Source organism: Acinetobacter sp. YH12117, assembly GCF_013418865.1.
Taxonomy (GTDB): Bacteria; Pseudomonadota; Gammaproteobacteria; order Pseudomonadales; family Moraxellaceae; genus Acinetobacter; species Acinetobacter indicus.
Genome location: NZ_VPBF01000025.1, coordinates 1 through 16,571, shown reverse-complemented (window position 1 = coordinate 16,571; position 16,571 = coordinate 1). Strand labels below are relative to the sequence as shown.

14 protein-coding genes and 1 rRNA gene are annotated in these 16,571 nt (G+C 44.3%); 1 reads left to right on the top strand and 14 read right to left on the bottom strand.

The window, feature by feature from the left end; genetic code table 11:
• Nucleotides 1-12 precede the first annotated feature (12 nt).
• From filE to FTU55_RS09730, 5 genes are all read right to left on the bottom strand, one after another.
• A complete protein-coding gene (gene filE / locus FTU55_RS09750) occupies nt 13-1,260 on the bottom strand; it encodes a putative pilus assembly protein FilE (protein ID WP_180046938.1) in 1,248 nt (415 codons plus the stop codon).
• On the bottom strand, nt 1,254-2,918 hold the full coding sequence (locus tag FTU55_RS09745) for an OmpP1/FadL family transporter (protein ID WP_016659496.1): 1,665 nt from the start codon (nt 2,916-2,918) through the stop codon (nt 1,254-1,256). Before FTU55_RS09745 ends, filE begins: the two co-directional genes overlap by 7 nt.
• Before the next feature lie 12 nt (nt 2,919-2,930).
• Nucleotides 2,931-4,100, bottom strand: coding sequence for a hypothetical protein (locus FTU55_RS09740; RefSeq protein ID WP_180046936.1), 1,170 nt, complete (start codon nt 4,098-4,100; stop codon nt 2,931-2,933).
• A 48-nt stretch (nt 4,101-4,148) separates the two neighbouring features.
• Nucleotides 4,149-4,982 carry a C39 family peptidase gene (locus tag FTU55_RS09735; RefSeq protein ID WP_180046935.1) on the bottom strand — a complete coding sequence of 278 codons (834 nt, stop codon included), beginning with the start codon at nt 4,980-4,982 and terminating at the stop codon, nt 4,149-4,151.
• Nucleotides 4,983-5,177: 195 nt separating this feature from the next.
• A complete protein-coding gene (locus tag FTU55_RS09730; RefSeq protein WP_180046933.1) occupies nt 5,178-6,146 on the bottom strand; it encodes a DUF6160 family protein in 969 nt (322 codons plus the stop codon).
• Between the two features lie 249 nt (nt 6,147-6,395).
• Here FTU55_RS09730 and FTU55_RS09725 point away from each other — a divergent pair, with 249 nt between their 5' ends.
• On the top strand, nt 6,396-7,733 hold the full coding sequence (locus FTU55_RS09725) for an anthranilate synthase component I family protein (RefSeq protein WP_180046931.1): 1,338 nt from the start codon (nt 6,396-6,398) through the stop codon (nt 7,731-7,733).
• A gap of 121 nt (nt 7,734-7,854) precedes the next feature.
• Here FTU55_RS09725 and hisC read toward each other — a convergent pair whose 3' ends face one another.
• From hisC to rrf, 9 genes are all read right to left on the bottom strand, one after another.
• Nucleotides 7,855-8,943, bottom strand: coding sequence for a histidinol-phosphate transaminase (gene hisC, locus FTU55_RS09720; protein WP_180046930.1), 1,089 nt, complete (start codon nt 8,941-8,943; stop codon nt 7,855-7,857).
• Nucleotides 8,944-9,042: 99 nt separating this feature from the next.
• On the bottom strand, nt 9,043-10,344 hold the full coding sequence (gene hisD, locus FTU55_RS09715) for a histidinol dehydrogenase (RefSeq protein WP_163170368.1): 1,302 nt from the start codon (nt 10,342-10,344) through the stop codon (nt 9,043-9,045).
• A 184-nt stretch (nt 10,345-10,528) separates the two neighbouring features.
• On the bottom strand, nt 10,529-11,230 hold the full coding sequence (gene hisG, locus FTU55_RS09710) for an ATP phosphoribosyltransferase (RefSeq protein WP_005179926.1): 702 nt from the start codon (nt 11,228-11,230) through the stop codon (nt 10,529-10,531).
• Nucleotides 11,230-12,486 carry a UDP-N-acetylglucosamine 1-carboxyvinyltransferase gene (gene murA / locus FTU55_RS09705; RefSeq protein ID WP_180046928.1) on the bottom strand — a complete coding sequence of 419 codons (1,257 nt, stop codon included), beginning with the start codon at nt 12,484-12,486 and terminating at the stop codon, nt 11,230-11,232. Before murA ends, hisG begins: the two co-directional genes overlap by 1 nt.
• Before the next feature lie 7 nt (nt 12,487-12,493).
• Nucleotides 12,494-12,745 carry a BolA family iron metabolism protein IbaG gene (gene ibaG / locus FTU55_RS09700; RefSeq protein ID WP_005179933.1) on the bottom strand — a complete coding sequence of 84 codons (252 nt, stop codon included), beginning with the start codon at nt 12,743-12,745 and terminating at the stop codon, nt 12,494-12,496.
• Nucleotides 12,746-12,881: 136 nt separating this feature from the next.
• The gene (hpf, locus tag FTU55_RS09695) at nt 12,882-13,214 is read right to left on the bottom strand and encodes a ribosome hibernation-promoting factor, HPF/YfiA family (protein ID WP_005179935.1); all 333 of its coding nucleotides are present in this window, start codon (nt 13,212-13,214) and stop codon (nt 12,882-12,884) included.
• 175 nt (nt 13,215-13,389) lie between these two features.
• On the bottom strand, nt 13,390-14,841 hold the full coding sequence (locus FTU55_RS09690; protein WP_104473743.1) for an RNA polymerase factor sigma-54: 1,452 nt from the start codon (nt 14,839-14,841) through the stop codon (nt 13,390-13,392).
• A gap of 145 nt (nt 14,842-14,986) precedes the next feature.
• Complete coding sequence (locus FTU55_RS09685; protein WP_180046926.1) at nt 14,987-16,237, bottom strand: esterase-like activity of phytase family protein; 1,251 nt, start codon at nt 16,235-16,237, stop codon at nt 14,987-14,989.
• A gap of 226 nt (nt 16,238-16,463) precedes the next feature.
• A 5S ribosomal RNA gene (rrf, locus tag FTU55_RS09680) occupies nt 16,464-16,571 on the bottom strand; the annotation flags it as partial.

Below are 16,571 nucleotides of genomic sequence, written 5' to 3'. Positions count from 1 at the left end.
GTCTCATGTTTTTTATTGATCTAAGGCAATAATTTTCAATTGGCCCTGATTACTTAACTGGCGGTTTTCCATATCGATTGCCGATGCCAGCGGGGTTAAAAGAAGATAACGGGTTTGAGCCGGCAATTGAATCACCCCTTCCACCTGCTCATGTTGCAATAAGGTGGATTGAGTATCCTGGCTCTTGTAGCCGCCTGCACCTTCAATCACACAGCCTTGCGCATCCAGAAAAACGGCAAAAGGCCAGTAAAATGTAGGTTGCCGGGTTTTAGAAGCGTATGAATTCACCTGAAGATGGCGTAAATCTCCCTCCAGCTTCACCACCTCATAATCAAATTCATCTGTTAATGGTGCACGTGGCCAGAGATTGACGTCTTTCTGTACGGCCAGGGTCTTGGCATGTTTAATTTTTTTATTGTTAAAACAGGACTGGCCTAAACTGCTGATGGCATCGGCCTGTGCAATACGATAATAAGTCGATGACAGCACCATTGGCTTGACACTTTCTGGCTGGCGTTTCTTGAACAGGCGATCCAGCACCGATTGTCCGACTCCTTTTTCACGTTCTACCACCTGCACCCGGGTCGCACCACCGCCCAATTTACTGTCAACTACGCCTTCCGGCATCATATAAAAACGCTTTTTCCCCTCCAGGTTAAATTCACTGTGTTCCAGGTATTCATTATTGACGTACTGCTCCCCTTCCATTTCGGTAAAACCGGAAGATGAAGTACGGTCTGGTTGATCAGCTTGCACAGTCTTCAATACTTTCTGAGATTCAGTTTGCGGGATGACAGATGTAATCGTTGGAGATGATGAAGCTGATACCGGTTTTGTGGTTGCCGATACAACTGGTGTGACGACAGGCTGTTCCACAACTGCTGTATCTGGTGTTTTTTGTGGGATACTTTCTGTGAGTTTTACCGTAGTGACTGGTTGAGTCGGTACAGTACTAACTGTGGGTACGACTGCAACAGCAGGAGCTCTGACAGGTTCAGAAACGGGAATTTGCGCTTGCGGCTGCGCCGGATTCAAAGCAGACGATGCTCTACTTTGTGCCTGCGTTTTGTTTACCGGCACAGCTTCTTTTTTCGCGGCCGGCCGGGTTTCGGCCTTACGCTGTACCACCATCGGCCGGCCATCCGGGCCAATAATGGTATAAAACTCATTGGCATAACTTACACTGGCCGAGCCCAAAGACAGCGCCAAGAGTGAAGACAGGCAAATCAAGCCAGATAAACGCTTTGTCACTTTTACCATCGTGTTCTATAGCTCAGACCTAAAATTGTAATGTTGCTAGCGGTTTTGACATTCAGTCCCGCATACGGGTTGAGTAATAAGTTATTCACCCCTTCTTTGTTGGCTAGGCTACTGGTATTGGCTGGAATTTTGTCCCGGCTTTGCAGAAAGCCGATCGATAAATCCAGGTCAGTATCGGCATCAAAACGATAGCCCACACCTAAACCAAACAGACGTGCATTATTAATGGGTACCATGGTATTACGCTTGTCATCTGGAATCGCACTGGTTCGTGGTTCATAACCGGCACGCAGCTTTAAACGGTCGGTAGCAGAATATTCAATCCCGATGCCCCAACTCCATGGTGACTGGAAGCCCATCGGCAAGGCCAGCGAGCTGTCAGAGACATGTTCAGACAATAATTTGGCAATTTTCAGGGCAGAAATCTGGCGGTCAAATTCAAACTTGAACTTGTCCCAAGCAGCATAATCGGTCCAGCCGACATCAAAGTTCACCTGTAAATCTGGCATTACCTTGTATTTAATCCCGGCCTGGAAATGCGCTGGATATTCAAAATCCATCGCCACCAGCCCTGACTCACTGGCCGGAATATAGTTCGGGAAGCCTAAAATTGCCGCCAAAATTTGCCCGGTTGGGGAAGACATCAAGCCTTTAATCAGCTCACTCGGCGCCTTGGCATTATCAATATGATATTTACCTTTGAGCCGCATTTTGGCGGAGCTTTGATAGACCATACCAAAGCTGAAATCTTCACGTGGCTCCCATAACACCCCGAGGTTATAGCTTGGGCTCAGACTTTGCTCGACGGCCAGATCCATTTGTCCAAAACGACCAAACGGATTCATGCCTTCCTGTGCGTTACAAATCCCCAGCAACAGAATATCGGTAATAATATCGGAGTTTTCTTTAAACGGGGTACAGACGACTTCATCAATCATCCGCAGCATCCCGATCAGGTCATTCGGGAAACGCAAGTCGGTATTCATGGCAATGGCCTGGTAGGACATCCCCACCGATGCCCCGACCGATAGCTCATCATTGACCTGATAGGCAATTGACGGTGATAGATAGGTAATCCGTTCCAGTGCCACCTGCTGCCCCATGAAGTTACCTGGGTTGCCATCTTCAGCACCAAAACCGGCAATTAACGGCGCATACATCGCAGTAGCAAAGGTGGTTTTAGACCCCGGCGGATTGTAGGCAATCCCTGCTGTTGGTGCGGCCAGTGGCATGCCTTCACCCAGATCAACAAACTTTTTCAGTACCGGCACATACAGCGATGCATATTCCACATCACCCGATACTTCACCTTTAAAGTCGGTACAAAAGTCAGCCAGAATTTCCGGTCCATCATGACAGACCAGTGGATCATCGGAATAACCAAATACGTTATAGTCGGCTGGCGCAGAAAACTCACGCTGTACATCAAAGTGCGCCAGCACCCCTTGTACATCGGTTTGCAAGCCTTCAATTTTAGTTAAGGCTGCCGGGTTAAAATGAATGGCACTAATGCCCGGTGGATCTGCCGTGACCGCGTTGCCCATGGTCAAGGAACGGATATCGACAGACAGGTTTTGTCCCAATTGTGCAAAAGCAGCACTCGAACAGCCCGATAAGATCAGCGCAGACACTAACGGGCGAAGTCGAATTATTTTCATACGACCAGCCTCTTAGCGAAGTTTCTTACCAAAGCCCAGAATATCGAGTGGGAAAGACAGACCTAAAGACACATCCGGTGCATCTTCTGTCAAACCAATACCAACAGTACCATTGACAATCGTTTCAGGAGAAACGCGCACCCCTAAAGAAATGGCCAGGGTAGAACTGGTCTGATCGGCCGGAGAATAAGACTCTCCTCCATCATACATAAATTCAGCACCAGTATTAAAACTCTGCTGATACGACATGGTCATTGAAACATCGTAGTTAAAGGAATAGGCAAAACCAAAGGCGAAACCACCACTAATGCCCGGCTCAAATTCCTCAATAATACGTGGGCCACGAACTTGGTTTAAGCCCGACTCTTTAAAACCATAATTGGCGGAGACCGAAGCGAATAACACCACTGGGTCGATATATTTACGCGTACTGGCTCCAATCCCTGCAGAATAATAGCCCTTACCGGTCGCAAGTTCGGTAGTGCTATTAATTTCATACGGGCTATCACCGGTTTTGGTCGAAAGATTTCCGAATAAAATTAGTGGCAAACGGCCGGCTTTTAAAGGGAAAGGTTCCCAGCGTGCGCCTAAAGAAATATCTCCCAGACCCGCGGTATTCGCATCTTTTAATTGATCGGTCTTGGCCACCAAAGGTAAAGAGGCGGTTAAGGTCAGGTTATCCAATAATCCATATTGAACGGTGAAAGTATTGGTCAATGCATGCGATGCATTTTCCTGAACACGTAACTGATAGATTTGGCCTTGCGCCATTTCCATATCAATCTGCGTATCACGATAATAGGTATAATCAATATCGTAATAAGATGAGATATTGCCTTTTTTGATTAAGGAATATTGGCGTTCATTGGAGGTAAAGACTTCTTCCAGATTGGCTTCTTTGGTAGCATCCCCTTCCTGCCGCTGTAACGCAGTTGATGCAGCCTGCTCAGCACTCGGTGCAGTCGCTGTTGCTGTTTCAATATTGGCCTCAGCAACTGCTTCAGTGCTAACTTCTTCAGGGCTTGAGTTTTCTGCTGGAGCTGTGGCTTCTGACGCAAGCTGCTGCTCTTCTACTGCTTCATATTGTCCTAATTGTGGCTCTTCTGCAGCATAAGCAGCTGCGCCCCAGACCATTTGGATACTGATGGCCAATACGGTTTTATTCATCCATTTAGATTTCATCTTCTTCCCTTCCAATTTTTAATTTTTTTTCGTTTTTAAAGTAAATATTTACTTACTTTTATAATAGAGTCTTAAAAAGTTGTACTGATGTTCGCCGAAATTCTCTGACTCAGGATTTATGTTTCGTTCTAAACGAATGGTCGAGGCTTTATCGGCAATTTTGTCCATATAGAATTGTGGATATTGAATATTGACAAAGGCATGATGGTTAACAGTGGCATCTTCAACATGGCGCATATCACTATCCTGTAAAGCCAAGAAGTCTTTACGATATTCAGGCGCCACATTAATCAGGAACAAGGTATTGTTTTCCCACACCTCTTTAAAACGCTGCTCATCAAAACTGATATTCCCCAGTGCCGGGTCGGCCACATAGACCCGGCCATCCTTATAGGCCTTATACACCACAAAATGCTTAAAACCGGCATAGGAAATCGGCACAATTGCGGGCTGGCCCTGCTTGACCAGATCTGAAAATTCCCCACGATAGCCGCCACTTTCCATGCCCAATGCAGCAACAAAACGTTTCATATCCAGCAAAGAGAAACTACGCCGTTCAATAATGCGCTCATATTCCCCATAACGTAGCAAACCACTCATGGTCTGCTGCTCTGTCAATCGGGTTCCGACATAACCATTTAACAGCGTGGTTAAAGCGGCCGATCCACAGCTATAGTCATAAGCCTGACGTACAATGCCCCGGAATTGATCTTGTAAAGCAGGTTGAATACGTACAGGCTCACGATGCATACGGGTAAAAGAAGAATTGCGGGAATCCAGTGTCTCCGTATAGCGTACGGTTTCCGGATGTTGTTCCTTTAAGTCGAAGGCTTGTGTGGCAGCGTAATACATCAATGCCGAGCCTAATGCGATCTCTAACATAATTTTTTACTTTTCAAGTTCCAGGCAGCTCTGCCAGTTCATTTTTTATTTTTAGAGTAAGAACTCTACTTCCATGTATTTAGCAAGATACCTTTTTTTTAGAAAAAAAACAGTATTTTTTTATATTTTTGCCAACTTTTACAGTTTTTGTGTAAAAAAAAGCGCGTGAAAACACGCGCTTTTTCAATAGAAGACTTAGTGACCACGAATAGTGATAACCGCCCCCGGAAGATATTGACCAGCCGCTGGGCTGAAATAGGTTTGCATACCTTGAATTTCAACATCACCGATAGATGCAGCATCTCGGCTACCTAAATGAACACCTTGTACATAGTGATCTTTAGCACCACCATGGCTAATCATCTGGATATAACCTTTGTCATCCGGGTTGCTGACACTTGCACCCATAACACGCACATCTTGTGTAATGGTTAAGTCATTCTTATCTGCATCGGCAATTTTAATACTTTCAATAAAGATCTCACCTGCTGCACGCTCAGCACTTGCCGTTGAGTTATCCAGAATACCCAAATTATTAATTTCAAGACCACCCTTCATCGTAGTATTCAGTTTAATCATCGCCCCTTGTGGCGCAGCACCTAACTGGATATTGGCTGTCATTGGGCCTGTCTTAAGCGATAAACCTGAAATAATCGCATTGTAGTTATTGTCGTCACCACCACGGCGAAGTGCTGAGGTTGAGCTTGCGCTGCCTTGCACACCCGAAGCAGTTACACCAATCTCACCAATTTTAATATCCAGACCAGACACATCAGCTGCGATGTTAATAAAGGCTGTGTTACCACCACCTGCACCGGCATCAGAGTCAATTTTTAAATCTGCCAAGTTACGAGAGTCAAGTAGATAAACACCTCCATCATCATAGTTAGCACCAACGACGATACCAAAGTTTTCATTCGCATCACCAGCAATGCCATTCCCTTGAATAACAATCGCACCAGCATTATCAATGGTACCATTTAAACCATCATTATCATGGATAAAGAGCTTTTCAATTTCAATTTTTGAAATACCGATACCAATCGATAAACCATCTTGACCTGTGGTTGCGCTAAGTGCTGAATCATCCATTGCCTGCATTGCAAATGCATTTGCACTTAATGCCATTGAAGATACTAAAGCTAGTTTAGTAAATGTTTTCATATTTACTCTCCCAAGAGTATTATTTTTTTGATTGTTACCACTCTTGTGCAGCGGGTTGATTATTTGTTTTTAGCAACCTGCTACGTATTTCCTTGAGCGGCTGGATAGCACTAACAAAGTTATCCCCCTGTCAATTTTTGTTCAACTGCTATTGATCATATTTTTCAGCTTGCCGATAAACGGTCATAAGCATTTTCTTGGCGCAGAATCAGGTAAAATAGATATTTATTGTTGATTTTCTCCAAATTTATGGCCACCTCATCTTTCTACAAACAAGTACTTTGTGAATCCTCCTATACCCCAGCAGAAATTTTAAAGGCGCTGGGTTCACTCTCACATCTTGTTTATTTAGAAAATAATGGCCAACCGATTATTGGCTTATCGGCAAAACATTACTACCTTATTCAACAAAATAAATGGCAGTATTTTAAGCAACACAGTTTTAATCATTATCTTGAAGAAACAGCAGCGCCTTCTTTAGATGACTTTTTGCAGGCAACTGGTTGTATTGGCGACAGTTATTTTAAAGGTGGGCTGATCGGTTTTATCAGCTACGATTATGCCGCCCAACAGCACATTCATACTCAAAGCAAAGCTCAACCGTGTTTATTTCTAGGACAATTTCACAGTTTTCTAACTCTGGAAAATGGGCACTGGTATTTCACCAGCGATGAGCAGCAAGCCGAATTTTTATTGACTTATATTCAAAATTTGTTGGCTCAAAAACAGGAGAATTCATTTAAATTAACTCAGGCCTGTACCGCACGCTGGAATAAAACTGAATATCAACAGGCCTTTAATCAAGTCCAGGATTATATTGTTGCAGGTGATTGTTATCAGATTAATTTAACCCAGGAATTTAAAGGTTCTGCGGAAGGATTATTATTAAATACCGCTGCAGATTTTTGGGCGCTAACCCATGCTCCTTATGCTGGTTATTTAAAAATAAATGACTTTGAATTACTTAGCTGTTCACCTGAATTATTTATTGATTTTCTGCCTCATCGGCAACTCCTCACCAAACCGATTAAAGGCACCATGCCACGCTATACAGATCCACGATTAGATGAACAATCTAAACAGACCTTAAAAAATTCTGAAAAAGATCAAGCTGAAAATGTGATGATCGTCGATTTACTGCGTAATGATCTGAGTGTCTATGCCGAAACCGGTTCAGTAAAAACGCCGAAGTTATTCAATATTGAATCATTTAAACAAGTACATCATATGGTGAGTGAAATCACCGCGACGTTAAAAGCAGAGATCAATCCACTAGATGTATTGCTGTCTGCACTTCCGGGCGGCTCGATTACTGGCGCCCCTAAAATTCGTGCCATGCAGATTATTGAAGAGCTGGAAGGTGCACCGCGTGGCGCGTATTGCGGTTCAATGGGTTATTTTAATTTTGATGGTACTGGTTCCTGGAATATTCTGATTCGCTCGATTCAAAAATATCAACACGAAGTTTCGTTATGGGCCGGTGGTGGTATTACCATTGCCTCTGATTGTGATGCAGAATATCAGGAATGTTTTGATAAGGTTTCGGCGATGCTGGATTTACTCAATACCTGGTACACACCTGAATAAATAAAAAGCGACTCAATTGAGTCGCTTTTTTATGAATCCCTCCCCCTTGAGAACCATTGTTTCTCACCTTTTCTAGAGGGAAGAGTTCCCTCCTTTATCAAAAGGGTTAGGGTGGATTTACTTAAGCCAAAATCTCGTTTTTCAAAGTATCCACTAAACGCTGGTTTTGTTCATCGGTACCGACGGTGATCCGAAGGAATTGGTTAATCCGTGGTTTGTTAAAATAACGCACAATGATGCCACGTTCACGCAATTCAGCTGCCAATTCACCCGCGTCTTTACTTGGCAGTGAAGCAAAAATAAAGTTGGCACTCGATGGCAATACCTTAAAACCCAGCTCAGCCAGCTGAGCTACCAGTGTTTCGCGACTCGCAATCACTTTCTGGTTCTGCGCTTCAAAGTATTCCTGATCTTCAAAGGACGCCACCGCTGCGGCGATTGCGAAACGATCTATTGGATAAGAGTTAAAACTGTTTTTTACCGCTTCCAGCGCAGCAATTAAATGCGGCTGGGCGATGGCAAAACCGACCCGTAAACCAGCCAAAGAACGCGATTTAGATGTGGTTTGACATACCACTAAATTCTCGTATTTTTCCACCAGGCTGACCGCAGATTCGGCACCAAAGTCTACATAGGCCTCATCAATCACCACAACTGAGTTTGGATTGGCTTGAAGCACTTCCTCAATGGCAGCCAGGCCCATATCAATACTGGTTGGTGCATTCGGATTGGTGATAATAATGCCGCCATTTGGCTGCTTATAATCATCCACCACAATTTCAAAATTGTCATTTAGAGGGATGACCTGGGTATTGACCCCAAAAAACTGGCTATAGACCGGGTAGAAACTATAGGTAATATCCGGATACAACAGCGGCAGATCCTGAACAAAGAAGGCTTTAAAAATATGCGCCAGCACTTCATCAGAACCATTGCCGACAAAAACCTGCTCAACCGGCACCTGCTGCTGTTTGGCAATGGCCTGTTTTAACTCAGAGGCATCCGGGTCTGGATACAAACGTAACGCATCCGCCGAGTTTGCCAGTACCTTCTGCACTGCTTCCACCACTTTTGGCGATGGCGGATACGGGTTTTCATTGGTATTCAGTTTAAGTAAATTCTGGATTTTCGGTTGTTCGCCCGGTACGTACGGTTCTAATTCACGTACTGCCGGACTCCAGAAACGCATTTGTTCGGTGGTGATATTCATTTTTAAATTCTCAAAGTTCTCTCTCCTGAGCAAGTTTTAAAGCACAGCTTTAAAATGAAGCGCAAGTGAGGGCTAGGGAGAGGTTTTCTATTTCTTTAATTACTGATAACGATAACGTGCTGATCTCGCATGTGCATCCAGGTTCTCTTGCTGTGCCAGTACATCCGCAGTTTTGGCCAGAGTTTTCACCCCTTCTTGCGAACACATGATCAGGCTAGAACGTTTCTGGAAATCATATACACCCAGCGGTGATGAGAAACGCGCAGTGCCTGAAGTTGGCAATACGTGGTTTGGACCGGCACAGTAATCCCCAATCGCTTCAGGGGTATAACGCCCCATAAAGATTGCCCCGGCATGACGAATATCTTCTGCCATCACTTGCGGATCATCCATGCATAATTCCAGGTGTTCAGGTGCCACCTGATTAATTAACTCAATCGCTTCCTGACGATCCTTCACCAATACCAATGCACCACGGTTTTCAATCGAGGTACGGGCGATCTCTGCTTTTGGCAATGCTTCTAGGTGCTTTTCAATCCAGCCATCAACAGCATTCAATAATTCTTCATCTGGTGTAATGAATACTGCTTGCGCGACGGTGTCGTGCTCGGCTTGCGACAATAAATCCATCGCCAGCCACTCTGCATTATTCTCACCTTCGGCATAAACTAAAATTTCCGATGGGCCGGCAATCATATCAATACCGACTTGACCAAATACCGCACGTTTTGCTGCTGCGACAAAACGGTTACCTGGACCGGTAATTTTGTCGACCGATGGAATGGTTTCTGTTCCATAGGCCAGCGCCGCGACCGCTTGTGCACCACCAATGGTAAACAGACGTGTCACGCCCGCTAAATAGGCCGCCGCCAGCACCAGTGGATTCAACTCACCATTCGGCGCCGGAACCACCATGATAATTTCAGGCACACCCGCCACATGCGCAGGCACTGCATTCATCAGCACCGAAGATGGATAAGACGCCAGACCACCCGGCACGTAAATGCCCACGCGGTCCAGTGGCGTGACTTTCTGACCCAAGGTATTGCCCAAGGCATCGACATAGGTCCAGCCATCCTGCTTTTGCGCCTGGTGGAATTCACGGATACGTGCTGCAGCCAGCTCCAGTGCCTCACGCACCTCACGATTCAATCCATCAAAAGCGGCTTTAAGCTGTTCCTGGGTCAGTTCTAGATCTGAAAATTGATGCGCGGGATGTCGATCGAACTGCTGAGTTAATTTAAGAACATGAGCATCACCATGCTGACGGACATCAGCAATGATTTGGTCTACGGTTTTTAACAGTTCTGGATCACTCACTGTTTCAAAAGCCAACAAGTCAGCAAACACCTGCTTGAAGTTCTGATCTTGAGTCGATAAACGTCGCATCAATTTACCCACAAGGTTGATATGGAAAAGATTAGTTTACCTGTTTTCAAGGCTTTTGTGGGTATCAATCGCGTATTGGGCCACGGACTTTTATGGAAAATTACTTTTGCTCAAATTGAAGAAAAGTATTAACAGGACTGTTCTCATAGACCGCCATAAAAAACCGCTCTCAAGAGCGGTCTTTTATTTGAACAACTTACGCCTGTTTGGCCTGTTCACGATCAGCCACAGCCTGTTCTAGCTGGGCAATAATCGGATTTAACAACGCCTGTTTACGTTTAAAACTGGCTTTATTGACGATTAAACGGGAAGATACTTTACAGATTTCTTCCAGTGGTTCTAAACCATTGGCACGTAACGTATTTCCGGTATCGACCACATCGACAATGTAATCACCCAGGCCGACCAGCGGTGCCAGTTCCATCGAACCGTAAAGCTTGATCACATCAACCTGTTCACCCAAGCTGGCATAGTATTGACGGGTCAGGTTCACATATTTGGTCGCAATTTTTAAGCGGCCTTTTGGACGAACCATACCGACTTTACCCGCTGTCATCAGTTTACAGTTGGCAATTTTTAAATCTAATGGTTCATAGACATTTTGTGCGCCATGTTCCATCAAGACATCTTTACCTGCCACACCTAAATCTGCTGCGCCATTTTCCACATAGGTCGGCACATCAGAAGCACGTAAAATCAGAATACGCACCTGTTTATGGGTGGTTGGAAAAATTAACTTACGGGATTTTTCAGGATCTTCCAGCAAGTTAATGCCCGCTGTTTCCAGCAGCGGCAGTGTCTCTTTTAAAATACGTCCCTTACTTAATGCTAAAGTTAAACCATGATCAAAATTGCCCATTACGTCAAAGTTTGGATCATCGTTTCTCATATCGCTCATTAACTTACTCGCTTAATTTGGGCACCTAAACCTTGTAACTTCGCTTCGACATTTTCATAACCGCGATCAATATGATAAATACGGTCAATCAGTGTTTCCCCTTCAGCCGCCAGAGCTGCTAACACTAAAGAGAACGAAGCACGTAAATCTGTAGCCATGACAGGTGCTGCAGATAATTTTTCTACACCGGTTACCACAGCATCATTGCCTTCAACCTGAATATTGGCGCCCATACGTGCCAATTCAGGAACATGCATAAAACGGTTTTCAAAAATCGTTTCAGAGATGGTGGCAAAACCACGACCAACGGCATTCACTGCCATCAACTGGGCCTGCATATCGGTCGGGAAATCTGGATGTGGCAAAGTACGGAAGCTGACCGCTTTCGGACGTTTACCCATCATATCCAGTTCAATCCAGTCATCCCCACGGGTGACTTCTGCGCCCATCTCTTCAAATTTGTCTAGCACCGATTCCAGCAGGGCCGGATCGGTATGCGTGGTTTTAATCTTGCCACCAGTAATGGCTGCCGCCGCCAGATAGGAACCGGTTTCAATCCGGTCCGCCACTACCGCATATTCACAGCCGTGCAGACTTTCTACACCAGTTACCACCAAAGTATCGGTATCCAGGCCTTCGATTTTGGCACCCATCTTAATCAGCATTTGTGCCAGATCGGTGATTTCCGGTTCACGCGCAGCATTCCGGATGGTGGTGACACCATCCGCCAGCACGGCAGCCATCAAGATATTTTCAGTGCCGCCTACGGTTACCATATCAAAAACCACTTCGCCGCCTTTTAAGCGGCCATCGACTTTGGCATGTACATAGCCATTTTCGACCTGGATTTCTGCACCTAAAGCTTCTAAAGCTTTTAAATGCTGATCGACCGGACGCGAACCAATCGCACAGCCGCCCGGGAGTGATACTTGTGCACTGCCATAGCGCGCCAATAGCGGTCCAAGCACCAAAATAGACGCACGCATGGTTTTAACGAGCTCATACGGTGCAAACTGGTTGTTCAGGGTTGAGGTATCGGCCACCACAGTATCGCCTTCATAAGACATGGTGATACCGAGGCCCGCAATGAGTTTAACCAGTGTGTTTACATCTTTCAGATTAGGCACATTGGTCAGGGTAATAGGTGAGTCGGCCAGAAGCATGGCAGCCAGTAATGGCAATGCTGCATTCTTTGCACCAGAAATGCGCACTTCACCTTCGAGCTTAATACCGCCCTGAATTAAAAATTTATCCATTAATTTATTAAGCTCCGAATAAGCTTGCTTTACGCCATTCTTCTTTGGTCATTGCTTTAATTGTTACCGCATGAACTTCACCGCTGGCGATCAAGGCATTAATCGGCGCATACACTGCCTGTTGGCGTGCAACAAGACGTTTGCCTTCAAACTGATCATCGACAATACGAAGATCAAATTTACCACCCTGCCCACTAACGACTACATCTGCCTCTGGAAAAGCAGCTTTTAAAATTTCAGCGAGCTGTTCATTATTCATCACAAGACCTCTTATAGGACCAACGGTGTAAAACCGGTCATTTTACTATAAATGAAAAAAATAATTCATTAGTCACATACATTATATATATAAAAAAAGAGGTTTTTTAAAAACCTCTTTTTGCCGATTGTTTCAGCTAAATCGCGACAGGCTGATAAACCAGCTGCATTTTGCGATGCTTGTCTAATTGGCGTTTTAATTTTTCTGACATTTTCTTAATCGATGTATACATATCATCAGCACAGGCCTGGGCAAACAGCTCCGTTCCAGGTAAACGGATAATCGCTTCTGCGATATGGTTGGCACTGCCTTTTTTAGAATGCTTATCGATCTGATGATCTTTACTGAGCTTCACCTGCATACTATTGACCTGATCCAGATGTTTGGTCATTTGCGCGAACTTTGCTTTTATATTTTCTTCAATTGCAGGTGTAATTGATAAATGATGGCCACGAATTGTTATTTGCATAATTCTATCCCTCACCTTCGTTAGGATTAGACGAGTCATCATCAAAATGATTCACGTACAGGACCAGAACTGCTGCTCAGTGATACCTTCATGCAATCATTTTGACTCATCCTCATAGAAAAAAAGATTCATTATGTTGTCATAATGAATCTCTAGAATAGGCAGATTTTCAAAACTAGATCAAGACTTTTCTTTCAGAAGAAGATGGAATATGTAAAGATTCGCGATATTTTGCCACCGTTCTGCGCGCCACATCAATCCCCTCTTCTTTTAAAATATTAGCAATTGCGTTATCAGACAAAGGCTTACGTAAGTTCTCTTCAGCAATCAGTTTTTTGATCTTGGCACGAATCGCAGTTGACGATGCTTCACCACCCGATGTAGTGCCAACATGACTTGAAAAGAAATATTTCAATTCAAACAGGCCACGTGGGGTCAGCATATATTTGTTGGTGGTCACACGGGATACCGTAGATTCATGCAGCTCCACCTCTTCAGCAATATCGCGTAGCACCAAGGGTTTCATGCCTTCTGCGCCAATTTCCAGAAAAGTACGTTGATGTTCAACAATACAGGTGGCGACTTTGAGTAAGGTTTTATGCCGCTCATCAATACTCTTGATAAAGTTTTTGGCTTCCAGCATCTGGTTACGTAAATACTGATTGTCATCACTCTGATCGGCACGACGAATCATATTGGCATAAAACGAGTTAACCCGGAGTTTTGGCATAACATCCGGATTCAGCTGTACCTGCCAGCTGTCATTTTTCTTCATCACCACCACATCTGGAATCTGATAATCCGACTCTTTATCTTCAAATTCCATACCCGGATGTGGTTTCAGGGTTTTCAGCAACTCGACCGCACATTTCAGCTGATCGGTGTTTAAACCGGTCTGCTTGAGTAGTTTTGGAATTTCATTGCTGATTAATAACTCATAATGGGTCATCAGCTGCATGGCATCCTGACGGCATGGAGTATTCGCCGGCAGACTTTCCAGCTGGATCAACAGACATTCCGCCAGATGACGCGAACCAACCCCCACCGGCTCCAGCCGTTGAATATGTTTCAATACCACCAGCACTTCATCGTCTTCGATGTTATCTTCATACTCCATCGAATCGAGCAGATGCTGGACTGAAGCAGTAATCTCGCTGATATCGCTTTCCAGAAAGCCCTTATCATCCAGAGAATCAATAATGCAGTAAGCAATCAGCTGGTCAATTTTAGAAAAATGCAGCAGGTTAATCTGCTCCAGCATATGTTCTTTTAAACCCAGTACACCCTGACGGTTATCTTCACGCTCTTCATATTCTGGCGTACCCAAACTGGTCGGCTGATGGGTATAGACATCATCCCAGTCGGTATCGACCGGTAAATCATCTGGCAGATGATCGGCATTTAATTCATTGGTTAAGTCTTTTTGATCACGATCTGTATCTGCCACTGACAGACTCTCAACATCGGCCTGTTCTTCAACTTTCTCTAATAATGGATTACTATCGAGCTGTAATTGAATTTCTTGCTCAAGTTCTAAACTTGATAATTGAAGTAAACGAATGGCCTGTTGCAACTGGGGTGTCAATGACAGGGAGTTGGCAACTTTTAATCCCACTGATAACTTCATACTACCCACCTTTTTTAATACCGCATTTTATAAGCAATTTTTATGCCTGTTTTAATTTTTATAGCATGCTTTTATTAAAAAATATACAAAAAAATTTTCATAAAGAAAGGCCACCCGAGGTGACCTTCTGTAATTGCTGATAAATTTAGAACAATACTTTTGGCAAACGGATCTGAATAATTTCATTATCATCGGCCAGATTGGCATTTCGCCCACTTGAACTCGGGAAGTTATTATCATTCAGCACAGTAATCAGGTCTGGACCTTCAATGACAATATCTTCAATGGTCTGAAACGGAAAACCAAAGCGCTCGCCGGTCGCAATATCGCCCGCTCGCGCAGTGCCATAAAGTAAATCCGGATTGGCAATATCCATCAAATTGACCAGATCTTCTCTCTGCATATTCTGACCAGCGGCGCTGAGCGTGACTTTAATCAGCTTTTTATAGCCCAGCAGATCGTTTTCACTATCATCCCGTTCAATAATAATTCCTTCAGTCGGGCTATACAGCTGAAAATCACCAATCGCGGTGGCGCTAGTATGCAATGGAAAATAATAATATTTGCCTGTATAGGCTTTTTTTGCCAAATCAAATTCAGACACGATTAAACGATTAGAACTATCGTTCAGTAATGGCTTTTCCAACAGCGGATACAGATATTTTCCATCTTGAGAGATCGCCATGCCTTCAAAACCACCGCTACGCTGTACCAGTGGTTCAACAAAATTCAGCTGTTCTTTATTGAACTGATTCTGAGGTGAACGCAGCTCTTGCGCCGGATTCAGTGGATTCGGTAATGGAATTGGTGGACTCAGCAATATACCGTCGGCAGAAAAATGCAGTAAATAGGGTCCAAACTCATCCCCAATCCAGATCTTGCCATTCGGTGCACGCTGCATCGATTCCGGGTCAAAATCCGCCCCGGTTAACAAACGTTCGGCAGTATCTTGATGAACAATAGAAAAGGGAATGAGTTTATTCGGATCACGCAGCTGCACATAACTTAAATGCTTCACTTCAGTGTTAGTTGCTATTTTTGTTCTAAAGGTCGGTTGAATCACATGCAAACGCAGCAGATAGTCAGCCGAGTTATCTTGCGTGCCAAAACCATTGTCAGACATCACCAGATAAGTCCCATCATTATTTTTTAAAGCAGCCGAAAAACCTTGCACAGGCTGCCCAGAAAATGGCGGCAAAATTCCGTTTGCACCGGTCACATATGCACCGGAATCTGGTCCTTCTGCATAGGTGGCCACATCCAGTTTTGCAAAAGCCACCAAAGTTGGCTCATTGATCAAGGGTGTAAGCGTCACCTGCGCCTTTTCATCAGAATCATTACATCCGTTCAAACCCAACACAGCGGCCATAACAAGGCCAAGAGATCTTTTTTTCATAAAGTTTAAAAATAGCAATTGGGAAAACCATTCAAACAAGAAAAAATGACAGTGTTGGGATGATTCAGTGACAATTTAAAGACCGGTTTTTGCGACCGAATACTTGTCTTTCTATTTATTTGATCATGATGCTTAGATACTTTTCTGGGACTTATAATTCTTTAGCTTTATTAAAAGCATAAAAAAATCCCCCTGCTGTTTAAGCTCGGGGGATTTTGAATTAATGAGCTGGCGATGACTTACTCTCACATGGGTAACCCCACACTACCATCAGCGCTAAGAGGTTTCACTTCTGAGTTCGGGAAGGGATCAGGTGGTTCACTCTTGCTATTGT

Excerpts from the sequence above, each read along its gene's own strand:
- filE (WP_180046938.1), bottom strand. The coding sequence starts at position 1,260 with ATGGTAAAAGTGACAAAGCGTTTATCTGGCTTGATTTGCCTGTCTTCA.
- FTU55_RS09745 (WP_016659496.1), bottom strand. The coding sequence starts at position 2,918 with ATGAAAATAATTCGACTTCGCCCGTTAGTGTCTGCGCTGATCTTATCG.
- FTU55_RS09740 (WP_180046936.1), bottom strand. The coding sequence starts at position 4,100 with ATGAAATCTAAATGGATGAATAAAACCGTATTGGCCATCAGTATCCAA.
- FTU55_RS09735 (WP_180046935.1), bottom strand. The coding sequence starts at position 4,982 with ATGTTAGAGATCGCATTAGGCTCGGCATTGATGTATTACGCTGCCACA.
- FTU55_RS09730 (WP_180046933.1), bottom strand. The coding sequence starts at position 6,146 with ATGAAAACATTTACTAAACTAGCTTTAGTATCTTCAATGGCATTAAGT.
- FTU55_RS09725 (WP_180046931.1), top strand. The coding sequence starts at position 6,396 with ATGGCCACCTCATCTTTCTACAAACAAGTACTTTGTGAATCCTCCTAT.
- hisC (WP_180046930.1), bottom strand. The coding sequence starts at position 8,943 with ATGAATATCACCACCGAACAAATGCGTTTCTGGAGTCCGGCAGTACGT.
- hisG (WP_005179926.1), bottom strand. The coding sequence starts at position 11,230 with ATGAGCGATATGAGAAACGATGATCCAAACTTTGACGTAATGGGCAAT.
- murA (WP_180046928.1), bottom strand. The coding sequence starts at position 12,486 with ATGGATAAATTTTTAATTCAGGGCGGTATTAAGCTCGAAGGTGAAGTG.
- ibaG (WP_005179933.1), bottom strand. The coding sequence starts at position 12,745 with ATGAATAATGAACAGCTCGCTGAAATTTTAAAAGCTGCTTTTCCAGAG.
- hpf (WP_005179935.1), bottom strand. The coding sequence starts at position 13,214 with ATGCAAATAACAATTCGTGGCCATCATTTATCAATTACACCTGCAATT.
- FTU55_RS09690 (WP_104473743.1), bottom strand. The coding sequence starts at position 14,841 with ATGAAGTTATCAGTGGGATTAAAAGTTGCCAACTCCCTGTCATTGACA.
- FTU55_RS09685 (WP_180046926.1), bottom strand. The coding sequence starts at position 16,237 with ATGAAAAAAAGATCTCTTGGCCTTGTTATGGCCGCTGTGTTGGGTTTG.